The sequence below is a fragment of the Streptomyces sp. NPDC005303 genome (assembly GCF_040607335.1).
Classification (GTDB): Bacteria; Actinomycetota; Actinomycetes; order Streptomycetales; family Streptomycetaceae; genus Streptomyces.
Genome location: NZ_JBEXGM010000001.1, coordinates 390,607 through 415,725, shown reverse-complemented (window position 1 = coordinate 415,725; position 25,119 = coordinate 390,607). Strand labels below are relative to the sequence as shown.

Annotated in this window: 19 protein-coding genes; 6 read left to right on the top strand and 13 right to left on the bottom strand. The window is 72.8% G+C overall.

Features of this window, described 5'->3' with window-relative positions; translation table 11 throughout:
* Positions 1-67: 67 nt before the first annotated feature.
* The 3 genes from ABZT93_RS01980 to ABZT93_RS01970 form a co-directional block, all read right to left on the bottom strand.
* A complete protein-coding gene (locus ABZT93_RS01980) occupies positions 68-544 on the bottom strand; it encodes a helix-turn-helix transcriptional regulator (protein WP_356097428.1) in 477 nt (158 codons plus the stop codon).
* A 260-nt stretch (positions 545-804) separates the two neighbouring features.
* Positions 805-1,275 (bottom strand): DUF3017 domain-containing protein, encoded by a 471-nt coding sequence (locus ABZT93_RS01975; RefSeq protein WP_356098410.1) that lies wholly within the window; start codon positions 1,273-1,275, stop codon positions 805-807.
* A gap of 418 nt (positions 1,276-1,693) precedes the next feature.
* Positions 1,694-2,548: a bifunctional methylenetetrahydrofolate dehydrogenase/methenyltetrahydrofolate cyclohydrolase gene (locus tag ABZT93_RS01970; protein WP_356097425.1), complete on the bottom strand. Its 855-nt coding sequence runs from the start codon at positions 2,546-2,548 to the stop codon at positions 1,694-1,696.
* 239 nt (positions 2,549-2,787) lie between these two features.
* On the opposite strand from ABZT93_RS01970, the gene ABZT93_RS01965 reads away from it, so the two are divergent.
* Both ABZT93_RS01965 and ABZT93_RS01960 read left to right on the top strand, forming a co-directional pair.
* Positions 2,788-3,459 carry an RDD family protein gene (locus ABZT93_RS01965; RefSeq protein WP_356097423.1) on the top strand — a complete coding sequence of 224 codons (672 nt, stop codon included), beginning with the start codon at positions 2,788-2,790 and terminating at the stop codon, positions 3,457-3,459.
* A gap of 233 nt (positions 3,460-3,692) precedes the next feature.
* Positions 3,693-5,357: a protein kinase gene (locus ABZT93_RS01960; RefSeq protein ID WP_356097420.1), complete on the top strand. Its 1,665-nt coding sequence runs from the start codon at positions 3,693-3,695 to the stop codon at positions 5,355-5,357.
* 22 nt (positions 5,358-5,379) lie between these two features.
* On the opposite strand, the gene purH is transcribed toward ABZT93_RS01960, so the two are convergent.
* On the bottom strand, positions 5,380-6,945 hold the full coding sequence (purH, locus tag ABZT93_RS01955) for a bifunctional phosphoribosylaminoimidazolecarboxamide formyltransferase/IMP cyclohydrolase (protein WP_356097418.1): 1,566 nt from the start codon (positions 6,943-6,945) through the stop codon (positions 5,380-5,382).
* A complete protein-coding gene (purN, locus tag ABZT93_RS01950; protein ID WP_356097415.1) occupies positions 6,942-7,589 on the bottom strand; it encodes a phosphoribosylglycinamide formyltransferase in 648 nt (215 codons plus the stop codon). Before purN ends, purH begins: the two co-directional genes overlap by 4 nt.
* Before the next feature lie 292 nt (positions 7,590-7,881).
* Between purN and ABZT93_RS01945 the strand changes: the two genes are divergently transcribed.
* Positions 7,882-8,703, top strand: a complete 822-nt coding sequence (locus tag ABZT93_RS01945) for a hypothetical protein (protein WP_356097412.1) — start codon at positions 7,882-7,884, stop codon at positions 8,701-8,703.
* A 34-nt stretch (positions 8,704-8,737) separates the two neighbouring features.
* On the opposite strand, the gene ABZT93_RS01940 is transcribed toward ABZT93_RS01945, so the two are convergent.
* Complete coding sequence (locus ABZT93_RS01940) at positions 8,738-10,429, bottom strand: DUF6350 family protein (protein ID WP_356097409.1); 1,692 nt, start codon at positions 10,427-10,429, stop codon at positions 8,738-8,740.
* 96 nt (positions 10,430-10,525) lie between these two features.
* Here ABZT93_RS01940 and ABZT93_RS01935 point away from each other — a divergent pair, with 96 nt between their 5' ends.
* Positions 10,526-11,410, top strand: coding sequence for a sigma factor-like helix-turn-helix DNA-binding protein (locus ABZT93_RS01935; protein ID WP_356097407.1), 885 nt, complete (start codon positions 10,526-10,528; stop codon positions 11,408-11,410).
* Between the two features lie 206 nt (positions 11,411-11,616).
* Here ABZT93_RS01935 and sucD read toward each other — a convergent pair whose 3' ends face one another.
* From sucD to ABZT93_RS01900, 7 genes are all read right to left on the bottom strand, one after another.
* A complete protein-coding gene (gene sucD, locus ABZT93_RS01930) occupies positions 11,617-12,501 on the bottom strand; it encodes a succinate--CoA ligase subunit alpha (protein ID WP_356097404.1) in 885 nt (294 codons plus the stop codon).
* A gap of 21 nt (positions 12,502-12,522) precedes the next feature.
* Positions 12,523-13,701 carry an ADP-forming succinate--CoA ligase subunit beta gene (sucC, locus tag ABZT93_RS01925; protein WP_356097401.1) on the bottom strand — a complete coding sequence of 393 codons (1,179 nt, stop codon included), beginning with the start codon at positions 13,699-13,701 and terminating at the stop codon, positions 12,523-12,525.
* A gap of 423 nt (positions 13,702-14,124) precedes the next feature.
* Positions 14,125-14,352 (bottom strand): hypothetical protein, encoded by a 228-nt coding sequence (locus ABZT93_RS01920; RefSeq protein ID WP_356097398.1) that lies wholly within the window; start codon positions 14,350-14,352, stop codon positions 14,125-14,127.
* A gap of 173 nt (positions 14,353-14,525) precedes the next feature.
* A complete protein-coding gene (locus ABZT93_RS01915) occupies positions 14,526-15,506 on the bottom strand; it encodes a hypothetical protein (RefSeq protein WP_356097396.1) in 981 nt (326 codons plus the stop codon).
* A 307-nt stretch (positions 15,507-15,813) separates the two neighbouring features.
* Entirely contained in the window at positions 15,814-17,106 is a 1,293-nt protein-coding gene (locus ABZT93_RS01910) for a VWA domain-containing protein (RefSeq protein WP_356097393.1), read from the bottom strand.
* Positions 17,103-19,805 (bottom strand): DUF5682 family protein, encoded by a 2,703-nt coding sequence (locus tag ABZT93_RS01905; RefSeq protein WP_356098407.1) that lies wholly within the window; start codon positions 19,803-19,805, stop codon positions 17,103-17,105. The genes ABZT93_RS01910 and ABZT93_RS01905 overlap by 4 nt, the downstream gene beginning before the upstream one ends.
* Positions 19,806-20,512: 707 nt before the next feature.
* Positions 20,513-21,643, bottom strand: a complete 1,131-nt coding sequence (locus ABZT93_RS01900; protein WP_356097391.1) for an AAA family ATPase — start codon at positions 21,641-21,643, stop codon at positions 20,513-20,515.
* A 157-nt stretch (positions 21,644-21,800) separates the two neighbouring features.
* Between ABZT93_RS01900 and ABZT93_RS01895 the strand changes: the two genes are divergently transcribed.
* Both ABZT93_RS01895 and ABZT93_RS01890 read left to right on the top strand, forming a co-directional pair.
* The gene (locus tag ABZT93_RS01895) at positions 21,801-23,156 is read left to right on the top strand and encodes an SWIM zinc finger family protein (RefSeq protein WP_356097388.1); all 1,356 of its coding nucleotides are present in this window, start codon (positions 21,801-21,803) and stop codon (positions 23,154-23,156) included.
* A 107-nt stretch (positions 23,157-23,263) separates the two neighbouring features.
* On the top strand, positions 23,264-24,874 hold the full coding sequence (locus ABZT93_RS01890) for a DUF5691 domain-containing protein (protein WP_356097385.1): 1,611 nt from the start codon (positions 23,264-23,266) through the stop codon (positions 24,872-24,874).
* Positions 24,875-25,119 lie beyond the last annotated feature (245 nt).

Sequence of the window (25,119 nt, the reverse complement as noted above, 5' to 3'; positions counted from 1 at the left end):
AAACTTGTTGATACATCGTCACAGGTGGACCACACCGGAAATAACGGCCGTCACGGAAGTACCCGGATCACCCAGACGCAACGGCACCGGCCACTCCGAGCAGCAGGACGAGCACGAGCAGCAGCGCGGCGGCCAGCAGCAGGCGGTTCGGGCCGCTCGCGCGCCTCCTGGGAGGCTCGTCCCACCAGGGCAGCGTGGGTTCGTCCTCGTACCCTGCACCGTTCTCCCCGTTCTCGCCGCCGGCGGCCGTCGCGGGTGCCGTCGCCGGGCGGGGCCAGGCCTGGACCGCCAGTTCCCAGCGCACACCGAAGCGCTCGGCGTCGGTGGTGTCGAGGCCCGCGATCCGGCACAGGGCGGCGACGGCCTGGCGGGGCGGCGGCTGGGTGGCGTTGAGGTATCGGTGCCAGGAGGACTTGCTGTACGCGGTGCGGGCGCCGAGCGCGACGAGACTGAGCCCCGTACGGTCCTTGAGCTGTCTGAGCTGCGCCACGAAGTGCCGTACCTCCGGCGGCAGATCGTCGGGCAGCGCCTGCCAGCCACTCATCGCCCACCTCCGCGGCGTCCTCACCTGCTTGCAGACCTGCGTCCAGACCTGCTTCCAGGCAATTGACGACGTCACAGGGCTGATCGGTTCCTGATCCGGGGTCCGCTGTGGCAGGTCACGCACACCGTGCCGGAACCGTCACCGCTGTGCCACAGCGAACTGACAGCTGTTGAACAGGCTGTTCGCGGCGCGGGAGGCTGGGGCGTGACGGCGGTCCGTCCCTCGTCGGGGGTGGGGGCGGACCGCCGGCCTGCTCCGGGTCAGCTGCTGCTGACGGTGAAGTGCAGGGTGTCCTTCAGGAAGGGAATCACCAGCCACGGGTCCGGTTGCACCATCATCGCCAGCAGGACGATGACGGTGCCGAGCACGCCGTAGGTGGCGATGTCGGTGAAGCGGGAGCGGACGGCGAGCATGCCGACGTCCGGCAGCAGCCAGCGCAGCACGGCACCGGCGAGCAGGGCGACACCGATGAGCAGCGTGCCGAGGCGGAACCGGTCGAGGGCGGTCAGCAGCAGCCCGAGCCCCACCACGGCCAGCACGGCGAGCACCGGCCACTGCCGGGCGGGCGCCGGAGCGTCCCGCGGCGCGGCGCGGCCGGCGCCCTCGGGCGGCGCGGTGTCCCTGGTGAACAGCGGAAACCGCCGTGTCGCCCGCCGCGGCCGACCTTCGGCGTCGGGCGCGCTGATCGCGTCCCGTACGAGGATCTCGGCCTGCTCCTCGGGATCCGGCACCTCGTCCGACCCGACATCGACACCACCGGGCTCCCGAGCCGCCCCGTCGGCACCCCCGGACTCCCCGGCCGCCCCGTCCACGGCGCCGCCCTCACGGACGGGCCCCGCCTCAGCAGCCCCGGCACCCGGCTCCCGACCGGACGCGGCCTCGCCGGCATCCGTCGCCCGGGACTCGCCGGACGCCCGCCTCTCGGCCCCGGGCGCCTCAGCCACCGGCTCCTGGGACCCGGCAGCCTCGGCACCTTCGGCACCCGGCTTGCGGCGCCCTCGCGCCTCGGCCGGACCCGCGCCCGCCGTCCGCAACCTGCCCGACTCGGTCGACTCCGCGCCCGTCTCGGACGCCCCGTCCGTCTTCTGGGAGCCCCGCGCCGCCGTCGCCCCCGTTGTCGTCGCTCCCCGCTTCTCGGGGCCCCGTGCCTCAGCCGACACTGCGCTCCGCCGCCTCGACCACGTTGACGAGCAGCTGGGCGCGGGTCATCGGGCCGACACCGCCGGGGTTCGGGGAGATGAAGCCGGCGATCTCGGCGACGCCGGGGTGGACGTCGCCCACGATCTTCCCCTCGGCGTTGCGGGAGACGCCGACGTCGAGGACGGCGGCGCCCGGCTTCACGTCCTCGGGACGGATCAGGTGGGCGGAACCGGCCGCGGCGACGATGATGTCCGCGCGCTTGAGGTGCGAGGACAGGTCACGGGTGCCGGTGTGGCACTGGGTCACGGTCGCGTTCTCGCTGCGGCGCGTGAGCAGCAGGGGCATCGGGCGGCCGATGGTCACGCCGCGTCCGACGACCACGACCTCGGCGCCCTTGATCTCGACGCCGTAGCGACGCAGCAGGGTGAGGACGCCGTTGGGGGTGCAGGGCAGCGGCGCGGGCTCGTTCAGGACGAGGCGGCCGAGGTTCATCGGGTGCAGGCCGTCCGCGTCCTTGTCCGGGTCCATGAGCTCCAGGATGCGGTTCTCGTCGATGCCCTTGGGCAGCGGCAGCTGGACGATGTAACCGGTGCACGTCGGGTCGTCGTTCAGTTCGCGGACGACGGTCTCGATCTCCTCCTGCGTGGCCGTCTCCGGCAGTTCACGCTGGATGGAGGCGATGCCGACCTCCGCGCAGTCGCGGTGCTTGCCCGCGACGTACTTCTGGCTGCCGGGGTCGCTCCCGACGAGGATCGTGCCGAGGCCGGGCGTGACGCCCTTCTCCTTCAGCGCCGCCACGCGGGCGGTCAGATCGGACTTGATCGCGGCTGCGGTGGCCTTGCCATCGAGAATCTGGGCGGTCATGACCCCATCCTCCCGGATGACCCGGTCCCGGTTCCAATCCGGGTTCCCCCGTGGCCCCGCCCAAGATCGACGAGGTTGCACTTGCACAACACATATCGAATGGGTCTGGACAACAACACACCTGCCTAGAACGATGTCTGGCGCAGTATCGCGGTTGATGTTCGGGGGGCAGACCGCTCAAACATGACGTTCCTCCGCGCAGTCCGCATTGTCCCCAGCTTGGCCGACGGAGGATCACCATGAGTTTCGGCTCGCCCAACAACCCGTACGAAAAGCCGCAGAACCCCCAGCAGCAGCCGCCGCAGCAGCCCGGTTACGGCTACCCCCAGCAGCAGCCGCAGCAGCAGCAGCAGCCGGGTTACGGCTACCCCCAGCAGGCCCCCCCGGGCGTGCCGCCGCAGCAGGGGTACCCCCAGCAGCAGGGCTACCCGCAGCAGCCCGGTTACGGCTACCCGCAGGCGCCCCAGGTCCCGGCCTCCGCCTACGGCTACCCGCAGCAGCCGGGCTACGGCGCCCAGCCGCCGTACGCCAACTGGGGCCAGCGCTTCCTCGGCACCCTGGTGGACATGCTGGTCTTCGCGGTCCCGTACATCCTCGTCATCGTGGGCGCCAACGCCAAGACGGCGTTCCTGTCGCTGCTCGGCGGCCTCGCGCTCCTCGGCCTCGCGATCTACCAGCTGATCATCGAGGGCAAGAACGGCCAGACGCTCGGCAAGAAGGCCCTCGGCATCCGCCTGGTCCGGGAGAGCGACGGTCAGCCCCTCGGTGTCGGCATGGCCTTCGTGCGCCGTCTCGCGCACTTCCTGGACAGCCTCGCGTGCTACCTCGGCTGGCTGTGGCCGGCCTGGGACGCCAAGCGCCAGACCTTCGCCGACAAGGTCTGCTCGTCCATCGTCATCCGTACGAACTGAGCACCGCTCACCACGATCGAGGGCGGATCCCCAACGTCGCCCTCTCGCCATACTTCCTCCGGGGCCGTGTCACACCGTGACACGGCCCCGGGGCGTCTCCCACCCAGCTGTGACCCGCGCCCGCGTTCCCCCCGTATCCCGGCGCTCCCCGCCGACGGGGCGCTAGCCTCTCCTCAGCCAACTGGTGTGACGTGAGAGCACGTTGAGGAACGAAGAGGCAGGTCGGGGGGACCGTGACAGACATATCGGCGGCCGGTGGGACCGCGCTGCGGCAGGCGGGCGCGGTGCCGCTGCTGCCCGCCGATCCCGGGCGTATCGGACCTTACGTCCCGCTCGGGCTGCTCGGCAGCGGTGGCATGGGCCGGGTCTATCTGGCCCGGCGCGCCGACGACAGCCCAGGGCTCGCCGCCGTGAAGGTGATCCGGCCCGAGTACGCCGAGGGCCCGGACTTCCGGCGGCGGTTCGAGCGGGAGGCCGCCGTGCACGGGCGGGTGCGCACCCCGCGCGCGCCGCACCTCCTCGGTACCGGGTTCGACGACGCGCTGCTGTGGATGGCCACCGAGTACCTGCCCGGCCTCAACCTCGCCGAGGCCGTCCGCGAGTGCGGGCTGCCGGCACCGGCCGGGGTGTGGCGGCTGGTGGCGGAACTCGGGGAGGCCCTGTCGGCGCTGGCCGCCGCCGGGGTCGTACACCGGGATCTCAAGCCCTCCAACGTGATCCTCTCCCCCCGGGGCGCGCACGTCATCGACTTCGGCATCTCCCGGGCGGCCGACAGCAGCGCGATCACCACCACCGGCAACCGGGTCGGTACGGCCGCGTACATGGCGCCCGAGTATCTGCGTGAGGGCCGCTGCGACGCCGCCTCCGACGTCTTCTCCCTCGGCTGCACCATCGTGTACGCCGCCACGGGGCACGCCCCCTTCGGCGACGGGACCGGCGTGGACGTGATGCACCGGGTGGCGTTCGAGGCACCCGACACCGAGGTCATGGCCGAACTCGCGCAAAGGGATTCCGCGTTGGCCGCGCTGCTGTCCGCCTGTCTGGCCAAGGACCCCGCCGGGCGCCCGGCCCCGCGGCAGCTGATCGACGCGGCCACGGCCGCCGGGCACGGGCGCGCGTCCGACTGGCACGAACCGCTGGCCGCCCGGCTCCGCGAGCGGCAGCAGGGGTGCGCGGTGCTGGAGGGCGGGCCGGTACGGCAGTCCGCCCACTTCCGCACACCCGTGGAGCCGGCGCTCTCGCCGGCGCCCGGACCGGCCACCGGAACCGGTGGCCGGCGAAGGCCCCTACTGGCCGCCGTCGCGGGCCTCGCCGTCGGAGCCGTGGCCGTCGGTGCCTTCCTGCTCACGCGTCCGGGCCTCGACTCCCCGGCTGCCGCCGCACCGAAGCAATCCGGCAGCGTCAGCGAAGCCGCCGCACCGGCCTCTTCCGGGACCGGCGCCTCCGCCTCGCCCTCCGCCACGGACGCCGGCAAGAAGAAGGTCAGAAGCGAGGCGCAGACGGCCGCCCCCGAGGAGAGCAGCAGCACGCCGGACACCACTCCGTCCGCGACGGCCACCCGGAACAGCGGCAGGACGGGTGGCGTGAACAGCACCGCCCCCACCCCCACCGCCACCGTGACGAAGACGGCCGCGCCCCCGGCCACCCCCGCGTGGATCTCCGGCTGCACCTACTACTCGGGCACCGAACAAACCGAATACGGCGACAAGGGCCAGCGGGTCGTCCAGGTGCAGTGCATGCTCACCAAGCGCGGCTACAGCGTGGGCGGTTCGGGGGTGGACGGCGAGTTCGGCAAGGACACCCAGGCGGCGGTCAAGCAGTTCCAGAGCGCGAAGGGGCTGGAGGTGGACGGCCAGGTGGGGCCCCACACCTGGGCGGCGCTGCGCAGTTCGACGTAGCGCCGCCCAGGTCGGTGTTCCGTCAGTGGAAGAAGTGCCGCGTGCCCGTGAAGTACATCGTGACGCCCGCCTTCTTGGCGGCCTCGACGACGAGTTCGTCACGGACCGAGCCGCCCGGCTGGACGACCGCCTTCACACCGGCCTCCAGGAGGACCTCCAGGCCGTCCGGGAAGGGGAAGAAGGCGTCCGAGGCGGCGTACGAGCCCTGCGCGCGCTCGGCACCGGCCCGCTCGACGGCCAGCTTCGCCGAGTCGACGCGGTTGACCTGCCCCATGCCGACGCCGACCGAGGCGCCGTCCTTGGCGAGAAGGATGGCGTTGGACTTGACGGCCCGGCAGGCCCGCCAGGCGAAGGCCAGCTCGGCGAGCTCGTCCGCGCTCAGGGCCTCGCCGGCCGCCAGGGTCCAGTTCGCCGGGTCGTCGCCCTCGGCCTGGAGGCGGTCGGTGACCTGGAGGAGCGCGCCGCCGTCGATGGGCTTGACCTCGGCGGGGTGCGCGGGCGCGGCCGGGGCCTTGAGGACGCGGATGTTCTTCTTCTTGGCGAGGGCTTCGAGGGCGCCATCCTCGTAGTCGGGCGCGACGATGACCTCGGTGAAGATCTCGGCGACCTGCTCCGCCATCTCCTTGGAGACCGGACGGTTCACCGCGATCACACCGCCGAACGCCGACAGCGGGTCACACGCGTGTGCCTTGCGGTGCGCCTCGGCGACGTCCGCGCCGACCGCGATGCCGCAGGGGTTGGCGTGCTTGATGATCGCGACGGCCGGATCGGCGTGGTCGTACGCGGCACGGCGGGCGGCATCCGTGTCGGTGTAGTTGTTGTACGACATCTCCTTGCCGTGCAGCTGCTCGGCCTCGGCGAGACCGACACGGGTGCCGTCGACGTAGAGGGCGGCGGGCTGGTGCGGGTTCTCGCCGTAGCGCAGGGTGCTCTTGCGCTCCAGGGCCGCGGCGATGAACTCGGGGAACGGGGAGTCGTCCGCGGGAGCGTAGGCGCTGGCGAACCAGCTCGCCACCGCGATGTCGTACTCGGCGGTGTGCCGGAAGGCCTCGGCGGCCAGGCGCTTGCGGGTGGCGAGGTCGAAGCCGCCGTCCTTGACCGCGGCGAGGACGTCGGCGTACCGCTCGGGGCTGGTGACGACGGCGACCGAGGGGTGGTTCTTGGCGGCGGCGCGCACCATGGAAGGCCCGCCGATGTCGATCTGCTCGACGCACTCGTCGGGGCTGGCGCCGGAGGCGACGGTCTCGCGGAACGGGTAGAGGTTGACGACGACGAGGTCGAACGGCTCCACGCCCAGCTCCGCGAGCTGCTCGCGGTGGCTGTCGAGGCGCAGGTCGGCGAGGATGCCGGCGTGCACGCGCGGGTGCAGCGTCTTGACGCGGCCGTCCAGGCACTCGGGGAAGCCGGTGAGCTCCTCGACCTTGGTGACGGGGACACCGGCGGCGGCGATGCGCCCGGCGGTCGACCCGGTCGAGACGAGCTCCACGCCCGCCTCGTGCAGGCCGCGCGCGAGGTCTTCGAGGCCGGTCTTGTCGTAGACGCTGATGAGCGCCCTGCGAAGGGCCCGCTTGTTGCTCTCGGCGGTCACTGGATAACTACCTTTCGTCCCTCAATGCGATAGCCGTTGCGGGCGAGCCGCCCCACGACCTCGACGAGCAGCCTTCGCTCGACTTCCTTGATGCGCTCGTGCAGAGCGCTCTCGTCGTCCTCGTCCCGGATCTCCACCACGCCCTGGGCGATGATCGGTCCGGTGTCGACGCCGTCGTCGACGAAGTGGACGGTGCAGCCGGTGACCCTGGCTCCGTACGCGAGCGCGTCGCGCACTCCGTGGGCCCCCGGAAAACTGGGCAGCAGGGCGGGGTGGGTGTTCACGAACCGCCCGCCGAAGCGCGCGAGGAACTCCTTGCCCACGATCTTCATGAACCCGGCGGACACCACGAGGTCGGGTTCGTACGCGGAGACGGCCTCGGCGAGGGCGGCGTCCCACTCCTCACGGGTCCCGAAGTCCTTGACCTTGCACACGAAGGTCGGCAACCCGGCCCGCTCGGCCCGCGCGAGCCCCTCGATGTTCCCGCGGTCGGCCCCGACGGCCACGATCTCGGCGCCGTAGGCCTCGGTGCCGGTCGCCGCGATAGCGTCCAGCAGCGCTTGGAGGTTCGTACCGGATCCGGAGACCAGCACGACCAGGCGCTTGACCGGCCTGGCCTGCTCGGCCACGGGCTTGGCGGCCACGGCGGGGGCCCTTTCTCGGGGGAGCGTTTGTACGGTCGTACGAATGCTTCGAGCCCCGGGATACGGGGAAGTCTACGAAGCGGCCGAACGTCAGCAACGATACCGGCACATCGGAAGGCCCCCACGGGACGGGGGCGTGGCCGGAAGGTAGCGTCTGGGAGGGACCGGTCCGGGAACGCGGGTGATGCGCGGTGCGTTCACGGGGTGAGGCTCGCGCCGACGGGCCCGCCGAACCGTTCGATCCACGTACGCCATGGCCAGTCACATCCTTCAAGGGGAAGACGCTCACTTGATGTCGGACCGCAGTCTGCGACTCCTCACGCTCCCCCAGCAGTCGGTGCAGGAAGGGGAGCGCAGCGGCATGCTGCTGCGGGAGCAGCCCGCCTCGCCGCCGGACGCCCCTTCCTCCGACAAGAAGTCCGACGAGGGGTCCGGCAAGAAGTCCGGCAGGACGAACGGCGGGGAGCAGGGCGGCACGACAGAGGGCGACAACCCCTTCGCCCCGCCGCCGGAGGGCACCCCGGACCGCCCGTGGCAGCCGCGCCGCCCCGAGGACTCGGATGGCGGCCGGGGCGACGGCGGCGGCCGCACCCCATGGGGCAGCCAGTGGAGCGACCGCCAGCCGGGCCGCTCCGACGGCGGTTTCGGCGAGCGCCCCGGCGCGAACCCCGGTGGCGGTCCGCAGGGCCAGGGCGGCGCGGGACCCGGTCTGCGCTGGGACCCGACGGACCCTTCCCAGCGCCGCGCCCGTTACGCCCTGCTCTGCGGCATGTGGGCCGTCTTCTTCGTCCTCTTCGGCTGGCCGTACGTGAGCCTGCTGCTGGGGGCGCCGGCCCTCTACTGGGGCATCAGCGCCCTGCGCACCAAGCCCCGCGATCCGGACCCCGACACCCCGGCCCCACCGCAGTCGGCCCGCCCGCAGACCACGGCAGCGGTGAGTGGCGTGGTCACGGCTTCCCTGGCCATCGTCTTCGTGGCGGCGAGCTTCACCGCGAGACTCGTCTACGACGACTACTACACCTGCATGAACGACGCCCTCACCAACCAGGCCCAGCAGTCCTGCTCGGACCTCCTGCCGAAGGAGCTCCGGGGTCTGCTGAGCACGAACAGCTGACGCCTGGCGTGCAGGGGCCTCGCGGCCCGGGCGGTCAGTCGGTGGGCAAAGGCTTCTCCGGGGACTCCTCCAGCGGCGTGGCCGCCTCCATCAGGACCGCCCAGCGGGACTCCCCCGAGGCGTCGTCGTACCAGGGCGTCGGCGGAGGCACCGACTCCGTCCGAGGCTCGGCGGGCAGGAAGTCGTAGGGCTCGTAGCTGTCGTCCTGGCCGTGAGCCACGTCGGGGTCGTAGGAGGACTCCTTGCCGTGAGGGGAGTCCTGACGATGAGGGGAGTCCTGGCTGTGGGGGGCGTTTCGGCCACTGGTCGCCACCCCGACGGTTCCCGGAGCGCTCGCGGAAACGGCCCCGAGAACGGCCCCGGGAGCGGTCCCGGCCCCACCCGCCTCCTTGCGCTTGCGCCACGAGAAGCGGCCCCTCACCGACGGCACCCACGTCCACGCCCCGCCCCGTGAGCGGCCCCGCCAGACCCGTACCGTCCACGCCACCGGCACCCCCACGACCGTGATCCACCCCGCCACCGCCGCGCCGACCTGCCACCACACCGGCCCGAACCGCGCCAGCGCCCCCACCCCGAGCGATCCGCCGGCCAGCGCGGTCAGCACGGCGACCGCCCCCGCGCACAGCACCGCCGCCCGCACCACCGCGCCCGCCGTCCGCCGCGACGGCCGTCCCGCGCCCGCGTCCCGCCCCACGAACCACCCCACGACCGCTCCGGCCACCACCGGCACCGCCCCCGCCGCCCAGTGCACCGGTCCCCCGGCCCCCGCGTCCGGTACCGCCGCCAGCAGCGGGAACGGCGGCAGCATCGGCGCGGGATCCGACGACAGCGGCCCGACGACATGTCCCGCGCCGAGGACGAACCCGGGTCCGGCCGCGTATCCCACCGCCCACACCGCCGCGTTCGGGACCAGCGTCAGACACAGCAGCAGGACGGCGAACCGCCCCGATCCGCCCTCCGTCAGCTGGAGGAACGACTCCCGCGTCGCGCCGCCGTGCGCCACCAGCGACACCCCCAGCAACACCGCCCCGCCCCCGGCGAGTACGCAGACCCCGGCCCCCGCGGCTCGTACCGCCCCGGCGAGCCGTGCCCGCGCCGCGGCTCCGAGGACGAGTCGCCGCACCCCGGCGGGCAGCAGCACCAGTACTCCGTCCAACGCCTCGGCGGGACGGCCGTACGCCGTCCACACCCCTGCGCCGGCCGCGCCCATGACGACGGCCGGCAGACATACGCAGGTCCATGTCCACGAAGGCCGCAGCGCCCCGCCGGACGCGTACAGGGTGACGGCCGCGCCGACGGCTAGGTACCCGAGCACGACCCCCGTCCACGCCGTCCGCCCGGACGCCTGCGGCGGCTCCTCCTCACCGGCGGCCAGATCCCGCGCCGCCCGGTGCACCAGCCACAACGGCAGCGCGAGCAGCAGCAGCGGGGTGACACCGACGGGCGCCGGAACACCGGAGAGCGTGTCGGTCCGGACCAGCTCCGCCCCGTGCGCGAGCAGCCACAGTGCCGCGGCCACGTGCAGCGCGCCCCCCGGACCGCTGTCGGGATACGGCGAACTGATCCACAGCGCGATCACGAGCACGGCGAACGTACCGAGCCCCAGCCCGGCGGCCACCGCACCACCCAGGAGGCTGGTGCCCAGGCCGGGCGTCCGGTCGCGCAACCGGGTGAGCAGGGGGGACAACGACGTTCGACGAGCGGTCAGCTGGATCACGACGGCCATGCTCCCAACGACACGCGCTTTTCCGTCGTAACAGGCCAATGACCGATGTGTCGCTCAATATACGACTATGTACTTTTCCGCACGAAGGGGCGCCCGGTGACACAGGATCAGGTCGCGAACCCGGTTGGCGCCACGGGCGGGACAACGGCTTCTCAGCAGGGGCACGAGGAGCTCCCGGCCGGTTCCCTGACACCCGCTCAGGCCTTCGACGCGCTGTACACGTTCTGCGCGCCCGCCCTCGTCCGGCAGACCTACCTGCTCACCGGCCGCCGCGAACTCGCCCGCGAGTCGGTCGAGCGGGCCTTCCAACTCGCCTGGCAGCGCTGGCCCGAGGTCGCGGTGGACCGGGATCCGGCGGGCTGGGTACGGATCATGGCGTACGAGTACGCCCTCTCGCCCTGGCACCGTCTCCGTCCCCGTCACCGCCGCCCCGAGGACCTCCCCGCCGACCCGTCGGCCCGCGCGCTGATGGCCGTACTCCTGCAACTCCCGCCGACGCAGCGGCGCACGCTCCTGCTGTACGACGGGGTGGGCCTCGACCTTCCGGAGACGGCGGCGGAGACGGAGGCGAGCACACCGGCGACGGCGTACCGGTTGATGAACGCGCGTGCGGCGATCGCGGCTCGGCTTCCCGATCTGGCTGACCCGTCCGACCTCCACGATGGCCTGACCTTGCTGGCCTCCACGGAAGGACTGCGGGCCGCGCAGCCGCCCGCGGTGCGGACCGGGAGTGAGCGCCGGGCACGCTTCTGGACCCGGGCGGCGATCGCGTTCACGGTGGCGCTGATCGGCACGACGGCGCTCTCGCTGCGGACGGCTCCGACGCATTACGAGCCACCGGTCCCGCCGGGGGCGGAGATCCAGGGGGTGCCGCCGAAGGTGGGGCAGGGTCCGCTGTCGGCGGCGGAGGCGCAACTGCGGAAGAAGTTGCGCGAATCGGCGGCGAAGGGGCCGGAGAGGCTGGTACCGCTCGGTCGTTGACCGCGGGCCGGTGGGGGCTGGTCGCGCGGTTCCCCGCGACCCTTGAAGGTGGGTCCGGTGGAGCTCTTTCAGGGACGCGGGGACTGACCGCTCGGCCACGACGCGCCCGCAGCCGCCCGACGACCGAAACCCGGCGCCCCGTGACGCGCCGATGGGCCCGCCCCGACGCACGGAGCAAGCCCATCGACGTTCACCTACGTACCTGTTCAGCCGGCGAGGATCTCCCGCGCCAGCTTCGCCGTCTCGGTCGGCGTCTTGCCGACCTTGACGCCGGCGGCCTCGAGGGCCTCCTTCTTCGCGGCGGCCGTGCCGGAGGAGCCGGAGACGATGGCGCCGGCGTGGCCCATGGTCTTGCCCTCGGGCGCGGTGAAGCCCGCGACGTAGCCGACGACCGGCTTCTTCACGTTCTCCGCGATGAACGCGGCCGCCCGCTCCTCGGCGTCGCCGCCGATCTCACCGATCATGACGATCAGGTCGGTGTCGGGGTCGGCCTCGAACGCGGCGAGCGCGTCGATGTGCGTGGTGCCGATGATCGGGTCGCCACCGATGCCGACGGCGGAGGAGAAGCCGATGTCACGCAGCTCGTACATCATCTGGTACGTCAGCGTGCCGGACTTCGAGACCAGACCGATGCGGCCCGGCTTGGTGATGTCGCCCGGGATGATGCCGGCGTTCGACTGGCCCGGCGTGATGAGACCGGGGCAGTTGGGGCCGATGATCCGGGTCTTGTTGCCCTGCGACACGGCGTACGCGTAGAACGCGGCCGAGTCGTGGACCGCGATGCCCTCGGTGATGACGACCGCGAGGGGGATCTCCGCGTCGATCGCCTCGACGACGGCGGCCTTGGCGAACGCCGGCGGCACGAAGAGGACGGATACGTTGGCGCCCGTCTTCTCGATCGCCTCGGCGACGGTGCCGAAGACCGGGATCTCGGTGCCGTCGACGTCCACGGTCGTGCCCGCCTTGCGCGGGTTGACGCCACCGACGATGTTCGTGCCGTCGGCGAGCATGAGCTTGGTGTGCTTCATGCCCGTGGAGCCGGTCATGCCCTGGACGATGACCTTGCTGTCCTTGTTGAGGAAGATAGCCATGGCTGTGTCTGTCCCTCTTCCTTACTTCGCAGCCGCGAGCTCGGCGGCCTTGTCGGCCGCGCCGTCCATGGTGTCCACGCGCTGGACCAGCGGGTGGTTGGCGTCGGAGAGGATCTTGCGACCCAGCTCGGCGTTGTTGCCGTCGAGGCGGACGACGAGGGGCTTGGTGACTTCCTCGCCCTTGTCCGCGAGCAGCTGCAGCGCCTGCACGATGCCGTTGGCGACCTCGTCGCACGCGGTGATGCCGCCGAAGACGTTGACGAAGACCGACTTGACGTCGGGGTCGCCCAGGATGATCTCCAGGCCGTTCGCCATCACGGCCGCGGACGCGCCGCCGCCGATGTCGAGGAAGTTGGCGGGCTTGACGCCACCGTGCGCCTCACCGGCGTACGCGACGACGTCCAGGGTGCTCATGACGAGACCCGCGCCGTTGCCGATGATGCCGACCTCGCCGTCGAGCTTGACGTAGTTGAGGTTCTTCTCCTTGGCGGCCGCCTCGAGGGGGTTGGCCGCGTCCTTGTCCTGGAGGGCCTCGTGTCCCGGCTGACGGAACTCGGCGTTCTCGTCGAGGGAGACCTTGCCGTCTAGGGCGATGACGTCACCGGAGGCGACCTTGGCCAGCGGGTTGACCTCGACGAGGAGGGCGTCCTCCTCGATGAAGGTCTTCCACAGGGTGACCAGGACGTTCTCGACCTTGTCGGCGACCTCGGCCGGGAAGTTCGCGGCCTCGACGATCTGGCGGGCGACCTCGGGGGTCACACCGACGTTGGCGTCGATCGGCGTCTTGGCGACGGCCTCGGGGCGGGTCTCCGCCACCTCCTCGATCTCCATGCCGCCCTCGACGGACGCGATGGAGAGGAAGGTGCGGTTGGCCCGGTCCAGGAGGAAGGAGACGTAGTACTCCTCCACGATCTCCGGGGCCGTCTCGGCGATCATCACCTTGTGGACCGTGTGGCCCTTGATGTCCATGCCGAGGATGTTGGTCGCGTGCTCGACCGCCTCGTCGGCGGAGGCGGCGAGCTTGACGCCACCGGCCTTGCCACGGCCGCCGACCTTCACCTGGGCCTTGACGACGGACTTGCCACCGAGGCGCTCGGTGGCTGCGCGGGCCGCCTCAGGCGTGTCGATGACTTCACCGGCCAGCACCGGTACATCGTGCTTGGCGAAGAGGTCCCTCGCCTGGTACTCGAACAGGTCCACGCGCTTCCGTCCCTATCAGTGATCTCGCGGTTCGTTGTCTGCGTGGGCGTGCCGCGAGGGCAACGTGACGTCCGACCGCTGTCTGTCACAAGGGAGGCGCACACGGTGTCCGAGCGCGCGGCATGTCCGTCTCGCAGGTTATCGCTGCTTGCCGGGGGCCCCTAAATCGAGGGTCACACCTGAGCGGTGATACCTGTCACATGATGCCGCACTCACTGGCACGGCGTGCCGCAGGTGAAGGGCCTCACCGGGCTGGGGTTGGCCCGGTGAGGCCCCTGGAACAGCCCTGTGAGGGGCTCAGGGCGGTCGATCCCCACCCCAATGGGGACCTCTTCGCCCCGACCGTGAGGCTCCGGCAGGACAGACCGACGGCTTTCGGCCGTCCGGGGCCCTTCGCCTCACGGAGTCTGTGGTGGGGGACGGTCAGGCGCGGTACCGGAGGTCCTGCGCGCGACCCGGGGTGAGGGCCCCGGCCACGCCCTGGGCACAGGTGCCGGCGTGCCCGGCGGCGAGCGGTCCCGCGGTGCCCTGGACGGTCCCGGCCGGGGCGTCGGCGAAGGGGGCGGCCTGACCGGCGGCGGGGGCGGCCTCGCCGAGGGCGCCGGTGATGCCGGCGGTCATGACGACGGAACGGCGGATGTTCTTGTTCATGAGTGCGTCAGATCCCTGGATCTTGGGGGCCTGGAGAGACATGGGGGCATCCGGTGCCACAGGGGCTCCAGCGGGATCCGTCCGGAGATCTACGCGATCAGGGCGGTGTCCGAACGGCCGGGGCAGACCTGTTCCACCCCGCGCGGAAGGTCCGCGAGGGGGGAAGACCAGCCCTAGCCGGGGAAGAGGGGGATGTCCCGGTGCCTGTGCCGGGTCCCGGCCGCGTCGACGCTCGCGGCGGCACCGGGCACGAGCCGCAGCGGCGCCCGGTGGTCGAGGGTGATGGCATGCGCGTCGCCGTGGCGCGACGAGCCGTTGTCCACTGCCGCCTTGCCGCCCAGGGCTCCGCCCCGGTTGTCGGAGGGCGCCTGGGGGGCGGGGGCATCCGCGGGCGCGTGAGCGGTGGAGGTGGTGCGGCGGGTGACGGGATGAGCGACGGGCTCGATCCCGGTGCCTTCACCGGTGAACCACGGCCCGAACCCGGCACCGATCTCCGCGGCGCCCTCGACACCGGTCGGCTTCCTCGCCGCGTGCTCACCCGCCTGGGGCTGCGGCACCGAGGTGACCGGCGCGGGCGCGGGCAGCGTCTGGCCGGGGGTCCCGGGCAGACCTGGCACCGTGGGGAGACCCGGCACCGTAGGCAGGGTCGGCCATGTCGGGGACTGCGGGAGCGACGGCAATGTCGGCCACCCCGGCAGCGTGGGCTGCGCCGGTATGCCGACCGTCTCGGTCAACCCCGTGGTCACTGTCTCGACCAGGTCCCCGACCGGCTGCACGACCCGGTGGGCCACGGCCCCGACGACGGCCTCGGTCACCGGGCGGAGAACCTTGTCGTCGGCCGGGTGAGTGAGCAGGTCGGTGCCGGGTTCGGGAGCAGCCGGCTCAGGGGCGCCGCCCTTTGCCGTGTCCATGTCCGTATCCGAGTCGCTGCCCGTCCCCGTGACTACGGCCGTGACTGCGGCTGCGGCCGGATGCGTGGCGTCCGGCTCGGCCGCGGGCTTCACCAGTCGGCCGACCGTCTTGCCCGGCAGCGCCCCGATGCCGTCCGCCGCGTGTGCCTGCTCCCCGCAGAGGAAGCCGAGCACGAACAACCCGATCACCAGCAGCCCCAGTTGCAGCGCTCGCCGCCCGGCCACCGCGCGCAGTACGCGCACAGTGGCTCCGGGAGAGGCTGCTGACCAGGTCAAGAGGGGTCGGGTCCTTCCGGGCGGCGGAACGAAGCTGAACCGAACGAAGCTGAGCGGACGAAGCTGAACGGAGAAGAGCGAAACGGAACGGCGCGAAACGGAATGAACACGAAAGGGAAACGGAAGGGAAGGGTGAAGACTGTGGGGAAACCGATCCTCGCACGGGGTGCCCGAGGTCGCGCAAGTCCCCTGTTACCGATGCCTGGTCATGTCCGTTTTGCTGGACGCAACCACAGGTCACCGAGTCGACAAATCACCAACGGACGGGCCGGGTTCACACCGGATCCGGCACCGGAAGCGGGCGCTTCTCGATGGCCGCCGCCATCACCTCGGGGAACAGGTCGGGAGTGCAGGCGAAGGCCGGTGCGCCCAACGCGGCGAGGGCGGCCGCGTGCTCCCGGTCGTAGGCGGGCGCCCCCTCGTCCGAGAGCGCGAGCAGCGTCACGAACTGCACCCCGGACGCCTTCATCGCCGCGACCCGCTTGAGCATCTCGTTGCGTATGCCGCCCTCGTAGAGGTCGCTGATCAGCACCATCACCGTCTCCGCGGGCCGGGTGATCTGCGACTGGCAGTACGCCAGCGCCCGGTTGATGTCCGTGCCGCCACCGAGCTGTGTGCCGAAGAGCACGTCCACCGGGTCGTCGAGCTGGTCGGTGAGGTCGACGACCGCCGTGTCGAAGACGACGAGCCGCGTGTCGATCGACCGCATGGACGCCAGCACCGCCCCGAACACGGACGCGTAGACGACGGACGCCGCCATCGACCCCGACTGGTCGATGCAGAGGACGACCTCCTTCTTCACCGACCGGGAGGCCCGGCCGTATCCGATGAGCCGCTCCGGCACGATCGTCCGGTACTCCGGGAGATAGTGCTTGAGGTTGGCCGAGATCGTGCGGTTCCAGTCGATGTCGTGGTGACGCGGTCGGCTGATCCGGGCACTGCGGTCGAGGGCGCCGGTGAGCGTGGCGCGAGTGCGGGTGGCGAGCCGCCTCTCCAGATCCTCGACGACCTTGCGCACGACCGCCCGTGCCGTCTCCTTGGTCGTCTCCGGCATCGCCTTGTTGAGTGAGAGCAGCGTGCCGACCAGGTGGACGTCGGCCTCGACGGCCTCCAGCATCTCCGGTTCGAGAAGCAGGGTGGACAGCCCGAGCCGGTCGATGGCGTCCCGTTGCATGACCTGGACGACGGAGGAGGGGAAGTACGTCCGGATGTCCCCCAGCCACCTCGCCACGGACGGTGCCGAGGCCCCGAGCCCCGCCGAACGATCCCTCCCGGCCTGGCCCTTCCCCTCTCCTCTGCCGTAGAGCGCGCTCAACGCGCCGTCCATCGCGGCATCCTGCCCACTGAGCACGCACCCGGTCCCGTCGGCCGCCTCCCCGCCCAGCACCAGCCGCCAACGCCGCAGCCGCTCGTCGGTGGGGGAAACGGGGGTGGTGGGGGAGACAGGGGCGGTGGGGGAAACGGTGGTGGTGGGGGAATCAGAGGGGATGGGAGCGCCGGCCGGGCCCCGCGCTGCGCCCGTCCTGTCGGCCCCGCTCCTCGGTGTCTGCGATACCCCGGTCGTCATCCCGCCACCTCCGCAAGGTCGTTGTCCTCGGCCTGCGCCGAGTCGTCGTGGTCGTCGTGGTCGTCGAGGCCGTCGTGGTCGTCGCCCAGGCCGTCGTGGTCGTCGCCCAGGCCGAGCAGCAGCCGCACCACCGGCAGCACGGCGTCGGCCCGGCCGCTGTCGAGGTCGGCCCCGAAGCCCGGTATCCCGGAACCGGCTCCCGCCGTGCTCCCCCGCTGTCCCGGGCCCCGCCGGACCAGTTCGCCCAGGGTGCGGCGCACTCCGGGCTCGTAGGCCGAGAAGGTGCGCCGCAGCAACGGCAGCACATCGGTGAACGCCTCCGCCGACACCCCGGTCAGCCAGGCGTCGACGAGTCCGAGCAGTCGCTCGTCGTGCACGAGAAGCATCCCGCCGCCGGACCCGCCCCCGACGAAGCCCTCGATCCACGCGGCCGCGTCCCCCGGCTCCGTCCCCGGCGACAGCACGAGCCCCATGAGCCGCGCCGCCTCTTCCTGCGCCAACTCTCCGTCGTCCAGCAGCAGTCGCACAGCCCGCCCCCGGATGACTCCGGGCACGGTGTCCCGCAGGGACACCACCTTGAGCACGGCCTGCCAACGGCCACGGAGACCACGGTGAGTCGGCGCCCGCGCATCACCCATGCCACTCTGCCCCGGTTCGGCCACCGGGGAAGCGCTCGGGTCACTCGTCCCCTGGCCCGAAACGAGGGCCGCGTCTCCCGGGGCCTCCGCTTCGTCCAGCAGCCCCACCGCGCCGTGGACCGCGTCCACATGACGCCGCATCTCCTCCGCCGCCTCCGCGTCCAGCGCGGCACAGGCCGGCGGCAGGCCGACGAAGACCCGCTCGGCGAGGCCCGCGGCGACCTCCGTCAGCGCGCCGGTGTCGGTGCCGCGCACATCGCCGTAGCGCAGGGACCGGACGAGGGCCGGCAAAGCCTGGGCGAGGTGGCCGACGTCCGCGTCCAGCGCCGCGCGGTCGGCGAGGATCTGCATCACCGTGGGCAGGGCGTCCGGCAGTTCGGCCAGCAGACAGCGCTCGGCGAGGGCGGTGACATCGGCGAGCCCGGGCGCGGAGACAGCGTCCGCCTCCGCCTTGGCCGTCGCTGCGGCGAGCACGGTCGTGCCCCACACCCCCGCCTCGGCGACCCGCACCGACAGCTCCGGCTCCCACCGCAGTCGCCACGGCTCCCGGAACGTACCGGTGCTTCCCCGCGCGGCCGTCGGCTCACCCCACGCCACGCCCAGAAGCCGGAGCCGGTGCAGGAGCCTGCTGCGCTCGGCGTCGTTCTCCTTGCGCAGGTCCAGCTCCAACTCGCGTTCCAGCGCCTCCGGTTTGAGCCGCAGCCGCCGCTGGATCCGGTCGAGGTCCCGCTGCAACGGCACCGCGGGCGCCGTCTGCGGCACCTCCCCCAGGACGTCCCCGACCACCAGCCGGTCGTGCACCAGCGCCAACGGCACGTCCGAGCCCTCGCACATCACCGCCCGCACCGCGTCGGTCGTCTCGCTCAGACCGGGCAGGGGGCGGCCGCGCATCGCGGCGAGCGTCTCGGCCAGCCGTACGGCCTCGATGACGTGCGCCGGGGACACGATCCGGTCCTCGTCCCGCAGCAGCCCCGCCACCTTGGTCAGCCACCGCTCGACGGGCCGGGCCGGCGCGCCGAACAGGTGCCCGTACCACCCGGGCGAGTCGATCCCGGCGCCGTAGCCGCTGTGGCGCGAGAGCCTGCGGTACGTCCACGGCACCCACGTCATGTCCGCCTTGACCTTGGGGAGCCCCTTCAGCAGCGCCTTGTCCGCGGCGACCGTGCTCTTCCGCCGCAGCGCGGGCACATGCCAGGCCCCGCACACCACGGCCACGTCGTCCCCGAACTCCCGCTGCGCCGCCCGCACCTGGAGCCGCATGTACGCCTCTCGTACGAGGTCCCGGTCATGTCCGCCGGTCCCGTACGTCTCCCGCAGCGCCCCCATCGCCTCTTCCAGGACGGTGAACGGCTCGAACACATCCCCCTGCCCCGCTCCCCGGTGCTCGACGACGTCCTCCCACCACCGCTCGGGGTCGTCGTATCCGGCAGCCTCGGCCAGTGCACCGAGCGGATCGACACGGACGGTGTCGTGAACGGCGGGCCCGTCGCCCGGAGCGGTATCCCCACCGGCGGGTGAGGTCGCCACGCCTCCCGGGGCGGTGTTCTCCTCGGCTGGGGCAGAACACACACCGGACGGGCCGGTGCCGTGCGCGTCCGGGGTCCCGACCCCGCTCGCCCCGGACGCCGGGGTGCCCTGTGCACCCGGTCCTGCGGTAGCACCGGCCCCAGTCCCGGCCCCGCTCGCGTCCGGCGGCTCGGTGGCGGGTCCGTCCGGTCGGTCCGCGGGCCCTTCGTCCCCCTCTTCCTTCCGCCACGCCAAGGTGTGGGTGGTCGGCAGGTCGATGAAACGGGCCGGGACCTCGTGTTCCAGCGCCCAGCGGATCGCCACCCACTCCGGGGAGAACTCGGCCAGCGGCCAGAACGCCGAACGGCCGGGCTCGTCCACGGCATGGGCGAGCAGCGCCACCGGCGGCCGCATGTCCTCCTCGGCGGCCAGCGGAATCAACGCGTCGGCCTCGGGCGGCCCCTCGATCAGCACGACCCGGGGCCGGGCCGCGTCCAACGCCGCCCGCACGGCCCGGGCCGACCCGGGTCCGTGATGCCGCACCCCGAGCAGCAACGGCCCCACACCGGACTCCCGGCCCCCGTGACCACCTACGCCGACCGCGCCCCCGCTCCCGGACACCCCGCCTCCCCTCGCTCCCTCTCCGGCTGACGAGCCGCCCGCCGCTCCGCTCCCGGCCACACCGTCCCCAGCCACACCCCCGCCATCCCCAGTCCTCCCCCTGCCCTCAGCCCCTCCGAAGCCACCGGCCGCGCCACTCCCCGACCCGCCGCCCCGAACCACACCCCAACGACCCGACCCACCGACCCCAGACATCCCCGCCCCCAGGGAACCCCCGCAACCACCGGCCACGTCACTCCCCGAGCCTCCGGCGCCGCCCATCCCCCCGGTCCCGTCCTCACCCACGGCCGTCACACCGTCCCCCTCCCCTCCGAAACCACTGGCCACGTCATTCCCCGAACCACCGGCGCCACCAGTCCCCCCGGTCCCGTCCTCACCCACGGCCGTCACACCGTCCCCCTCCCCTCCGAGGCCACTTGGAGTCGTCCCCGCCGAGAATCGCGGCCCTGTCCCCGTCGTCGTACCGCTCAAGGTCCGTCACAGCCGTCCCCCTTCTCCCCGTGTCCCTCGGGAGCCCGCGCACCCGACCCCCGTGACCATCCCGGCGACCATCCCGGCGGCCCGTGCGTCCCCGAACGACGAGCCGCCGCCCGCACCTTCGCCGCCCCGTGGACTCCGTGCGGATCCGTCCTGGCCGTCCCTCACGCACTGACCTCCCGGCAGGCTCGGTAGAAGTCCTTCCAGCCGTCCCGTTCGCGGACGACCGCCTCCAGGTACTCCTGCCAGATGACCCGGTCGGCCGCCGGATCGCGGACGACGGCGCCGAGGATGCCCGCGGCGACGTCTCCGGCCCGCAGGACGCCGTCGCCGAAGTGCGAGGCGAGGGCGAGACCGTTGGTGACGACCGAGATGGCCTCGGCCGTCGACAGCGTGCCGCTGGGCGACTTGAGCTTCGTACGGCCGTCGGACGTCATCCCGTCGCGCAGCTCGCGGAAGACCGTCACGACACGGCGGATCTCGGCGATGCCGTCGGGCGCGGCCGGCAGGTCGAGGGAGCGGCCGATCTGGTCGACGCGGCGCGAGACGATGTCGACCTCGGCCTCGACGCTCTCCGGCAGCGGCAGCACGACCGTGTTGAAACGGCGGCGCAGGGCGCTGGAGAGGTCGTTGACCCCGCGGTCGCGGTCGTTGGCCGTGGCGATGAGGTTGAAGCCGCGCACCGCCTGCACCTCCGAGCCCAACTCCGGTATCGGCAGCGTCTTCTCGGACAGGATCGTGATGAGCGAGTCCTGCACATCGGCCGGGATACGGGTCAGCTCCTCCACCCGTGCCGTCATCCCCTCAGCCATGGCCCGCATCACCGGGCTGGGCACCAGGGCGTCGCGGCTCGGGCCGTTGGCGAGCAGCTGCGCGTAGTTCCAGCCGTACCGGATCGCCTCTTCCGGCGTGCCCGCCGTGCCCTGCACGAGCAGCGTCGAGTCGCCGCTGACCGCGGCGGCGAGGTGCTCGGAGACCCAGGTCTTCGCGGTGCCGGGCACACCGAGCAGGAGCAGGGCGCGGTCCGTGGCCAGGGTGGTGACGGCGACCTCGACGAGGCGCCGTGGGCCCACGTACTTCGGAGTGATCACCGTGCCGTCCGGCAGGGTGCCGCCGAGGAGGTACGTCGCCACCGCCCACGGTGACAGCTTCCAGCGGGCCGGGCGCGGGCGGTCGTCCTGTGCGGCCAGCGCGGCGAGTTCACCGGCGAAGGCGTCCTCGGCATGCGGCCGCAACGCCTCCCCCTGCCCGCCCTGCTTCGGTTCCACGGTCGTCGGTTCAACGGACACAGACATGGCTGAGGCCCCCTCCAGCTCGGCCGGTTCGAATCTGTCACCAACCGTGCACCACGCCACTGACAATGCGATCCGACCTGCGGAAACATGCTCGCGGAGGCCGGAGCGGCGGTCGCCCCGGGGCCGATTGTCAGTGGGGGGATCTACCTTCGATGACATGACTCAGCAGGGGGTGCGCTGGACGGCGGATCAGGTGCTGGCACTGGCTCCTGACGCCGCCTCACGCAAAGCGGGAAGCAAACTCGGCGCGGCCGGGCCATGGTCCGAGGCGGGGAGTTCCGAGGAGGGGGCGGTATGGGGGCTGTGCAAGGGCAGTGGCAGCAAGCCGTATCAGACGGTCATCGACGTCGCGGACGCCGCGGGTCCGGCGTACAAGTGCAGCTGCCCGAGCCGCAAGTTCCCGTGCAAGCACGCGCTCGGGCTGCTGCTGCTCTGGGCAGGCGGGGAGGGCGCGACGCCGCCGGGGGCGCCGCCGGGCTGGGCGGAGCAGTGGATAGCGGGCAGAAGACAACGGGCGCAGGAGAGGCAGGAGGCGGGCGCGGCCGGTTCCGCCGCCGTTTCCGGTGATCCGGAGGCGGCGCGGCGCCGGGCGGAGCGCCGGGCCGTGCGGATCACGGCGGGCGCGACGGAGCTGGAGCAGCGGCTGGCGGATCTGCTGCGCGGCGGTCTGGCGGGGGCCGAGCAGGCGGGATACGGCATGTGGGAGGAGACGGCCGCCCGCATGGTCGACGCCCAGGCGCCGGGACTCGCCGCACGGGTACGGGAGTTGGGGTCGATTCCGTCGTCCGGTCAGGGCTGGCCGGTGCGGCTGCTGGAGGAGTGCGCCCTCATCCACCTTCTCGACCAGGGCTGGCTGCGCCGCGAGCGGCTGGCGGACGGCCTCGCGTCGACGGTCCGTTCCCGGATCGGCCTGCCCTCGTCGGCGGACGGCCCCGCGATACGGGACCGCTGGCTCGTCCTCGCCCAGTACGACACGGCGGACGCCCGTCTGACGACCCGCCGGATCTGGCTGCACGGCACGGACTCGGGCCGCACTGCCCTGCTCCTCTCCTACGGTGCCGCCGGCCGCGCCCCCGAACTGGCCTTGCCGGTGGGGCTGGAGCTGGACGCGGAGGTGGCCGCCTACCCCGGTGCCGGTCAGCTGCGGGCGGCCCTCGGCGAGCAGTTCGCACCGCCCGCGCCCTCGGCGACCCGCCCGCCGGGAGTGACGACCGAACAGGCGGCCGCCCGCTACGGCGAGGCGCTGCGGGACGACCCGTGGCTCGACTCCGTCCCGGTGACTCTGGACCGGGTCATACCGGCCCCGGACGGGGACTCCTGGCAACTGGCCGACGCCGAGGGCGACTCAGCCCTGCCGCTGACCGCCTCCGCCCGCTCCCGTCCGGGGCTGTGGCGCCTTGTCTCGCTGTCGGGCGGGGCCCCGGTGAAGGTCTTCGGCGAGTGCGGCCACCGCGGCTTCACCCCGCTGACGGCGTGGCCGGAGAGCGAGGGCGAGGCGGTGCGACTGTGCTGAACGGAACCGACCGAACTCCCGGCCGGACGCTGAACGGAACCGACTCAGCTCCCGGTCGGCTGCTGAACAGAACCGACCCACCACCCGACGGGACGGAAAGGAACTGCATGGACAAGACCTCCGCTCCCGCACCGGACGTCTGGGAGGAGCTCGTCACCTCGGCCCTGCTCGGCACCGCCCGCCGCACGCCACCCGGCGTCGCCCCCGGCCCCGAGGCGCCGGTGGCGTTGCTGGACGCGGCAGCCTTGGAGACCGTGCGGCGGCGGGCCGGGCTCAGGCCCGCGCGTGCGGCGCAGCGGCCGCAGCCGGCGCCCGAGGACCCGCGCCCACCGTTGCCCGCGGCGGCGGCCCGCCGGCTCTCGATGCTGCTCGCCGACCGGCCCGGCACGGGTAGCGGCGGTCGCAGGGGCACGGCACCGGATCTGATGGAGCTGCTCCCGCAGTGGCTCGCGGCGGCGAACACCCGCGGTTACACGGCGCCCCCGCAGCTGCTGCCCGCGTTGCTGGACGCGGCTCGGGGGCGTACGGATCTGCGGCCGGCGGCACTGGCGTTCGCGGGCTCGCGTGCCACCTGGCTCGCCCGTTTGAACCCGGACTGGCGGTTCGCCCTGCGTGCGACACCCGGTGGTGGAGCAGCGCTGCCGCCACCGCAGGACACCGCAGGCATCCAACTGCTATGGGAAGAGGGCCTGTTCGCCGAGCGAGTGGCCCTCCTGGCGGCGATACGCGCCCGGGAGCCCGCCGCCGCGCGCGAGCTGCTCACGTCGACATGGGCGACCGAGCGGGCCGAGGACCGGCTGATGTTCCTCGACTCGCTGCGGACGGGTCTGGGGCCGGACGACGAGCCGTTTCTGGAGCAGGCGCTGGCCGACCGGAGCCGCAACGTACGGGCCACGGCGGCGGAGTTGCTGTCGGCGCTGCCCGGTTCGGCGCTGGCGGCGCGGATGGCGGTCAGGGCCGGGGCGTGCGTGGCCTTGGACCACACCCAGGACACGCCGACGATCCTCGTCGAGGCGCCGCACGAGTGCGACCCGGGCATGGAGCGAGACGGTGTCGTGGCCAAGGCGCCCTCGGGACGGGGGGAACGGTCCTGGTGGCTCGGGCAGTTGGTGGAGGCCGCGCCACTGGGGGTGTGGCCGGGGCGGCTCGGCGGTCGAACGCCGGCGGAGATCGTGGCGCTCCCGGTGGCGGACGACTGGCGGAACGAACTGCACGCGGCATGGTGCCGGGCTGCCGTACGGCAGCGGGACGCCGAGTGGGCGCGGGCGCTGCTCGGGACGCCCGCGGCGCCGGAGGCCGGAGGCCCGGGCGCGGTGTCACTGGCGGAGCGGGCCAAGCTGCTGGGCACGCTGGGCTCCGTCGAACGGGCGGAGTGGGTCGCCGGGTTCATCGCGACGCACGGGTTGTCCGAGGCGTTTCAGCTGTTGGGGGTGTGCGGGGTGCCGTGGGCCGCGCCGCTCGGGCGAGCGGTGGTCGACGCGCTGAACATCGCTCGGGACGCGGGGAGTTATCCGTGGAGTTTCAGTGGGGTGATGGGGCTGGCGGAGCGGTGTCTCGATCCGGCCGAGGCGGGGCGGCTGGAGGGGCTGATGGCGGTGCCGGACGAGGGGGAGGACGCGAGTCCCGGGGCGGGGGGTTACTGGGCCGAGGCGTTCCAGCGCTTGGTGACGACGTTGCGGTTGCGGGCGGCGATGGCGGAGGAGCTGGGGGGCGCGTAGACATGTGCCGGGCCGTGCCGTCCAGCGGGCGCGCCGTCCAGCGGGCGCGCCGTCCAGCGGGCGCGCCGCGTTGCGGCTGGCCACGCCCCGCGCCGGAGCCGCTGATGTCACGGCCCGCGCCCCCCGAGCCCGAGGCCGCCCGGCAGATCCGCAGATCCGCATACCGGCGTACCGGCGTACCCGCATACCCGACCTGACCCCCACCCCCAGGAGGCGCGGGGAAACTGCACCCGGCCCCCCGCCCC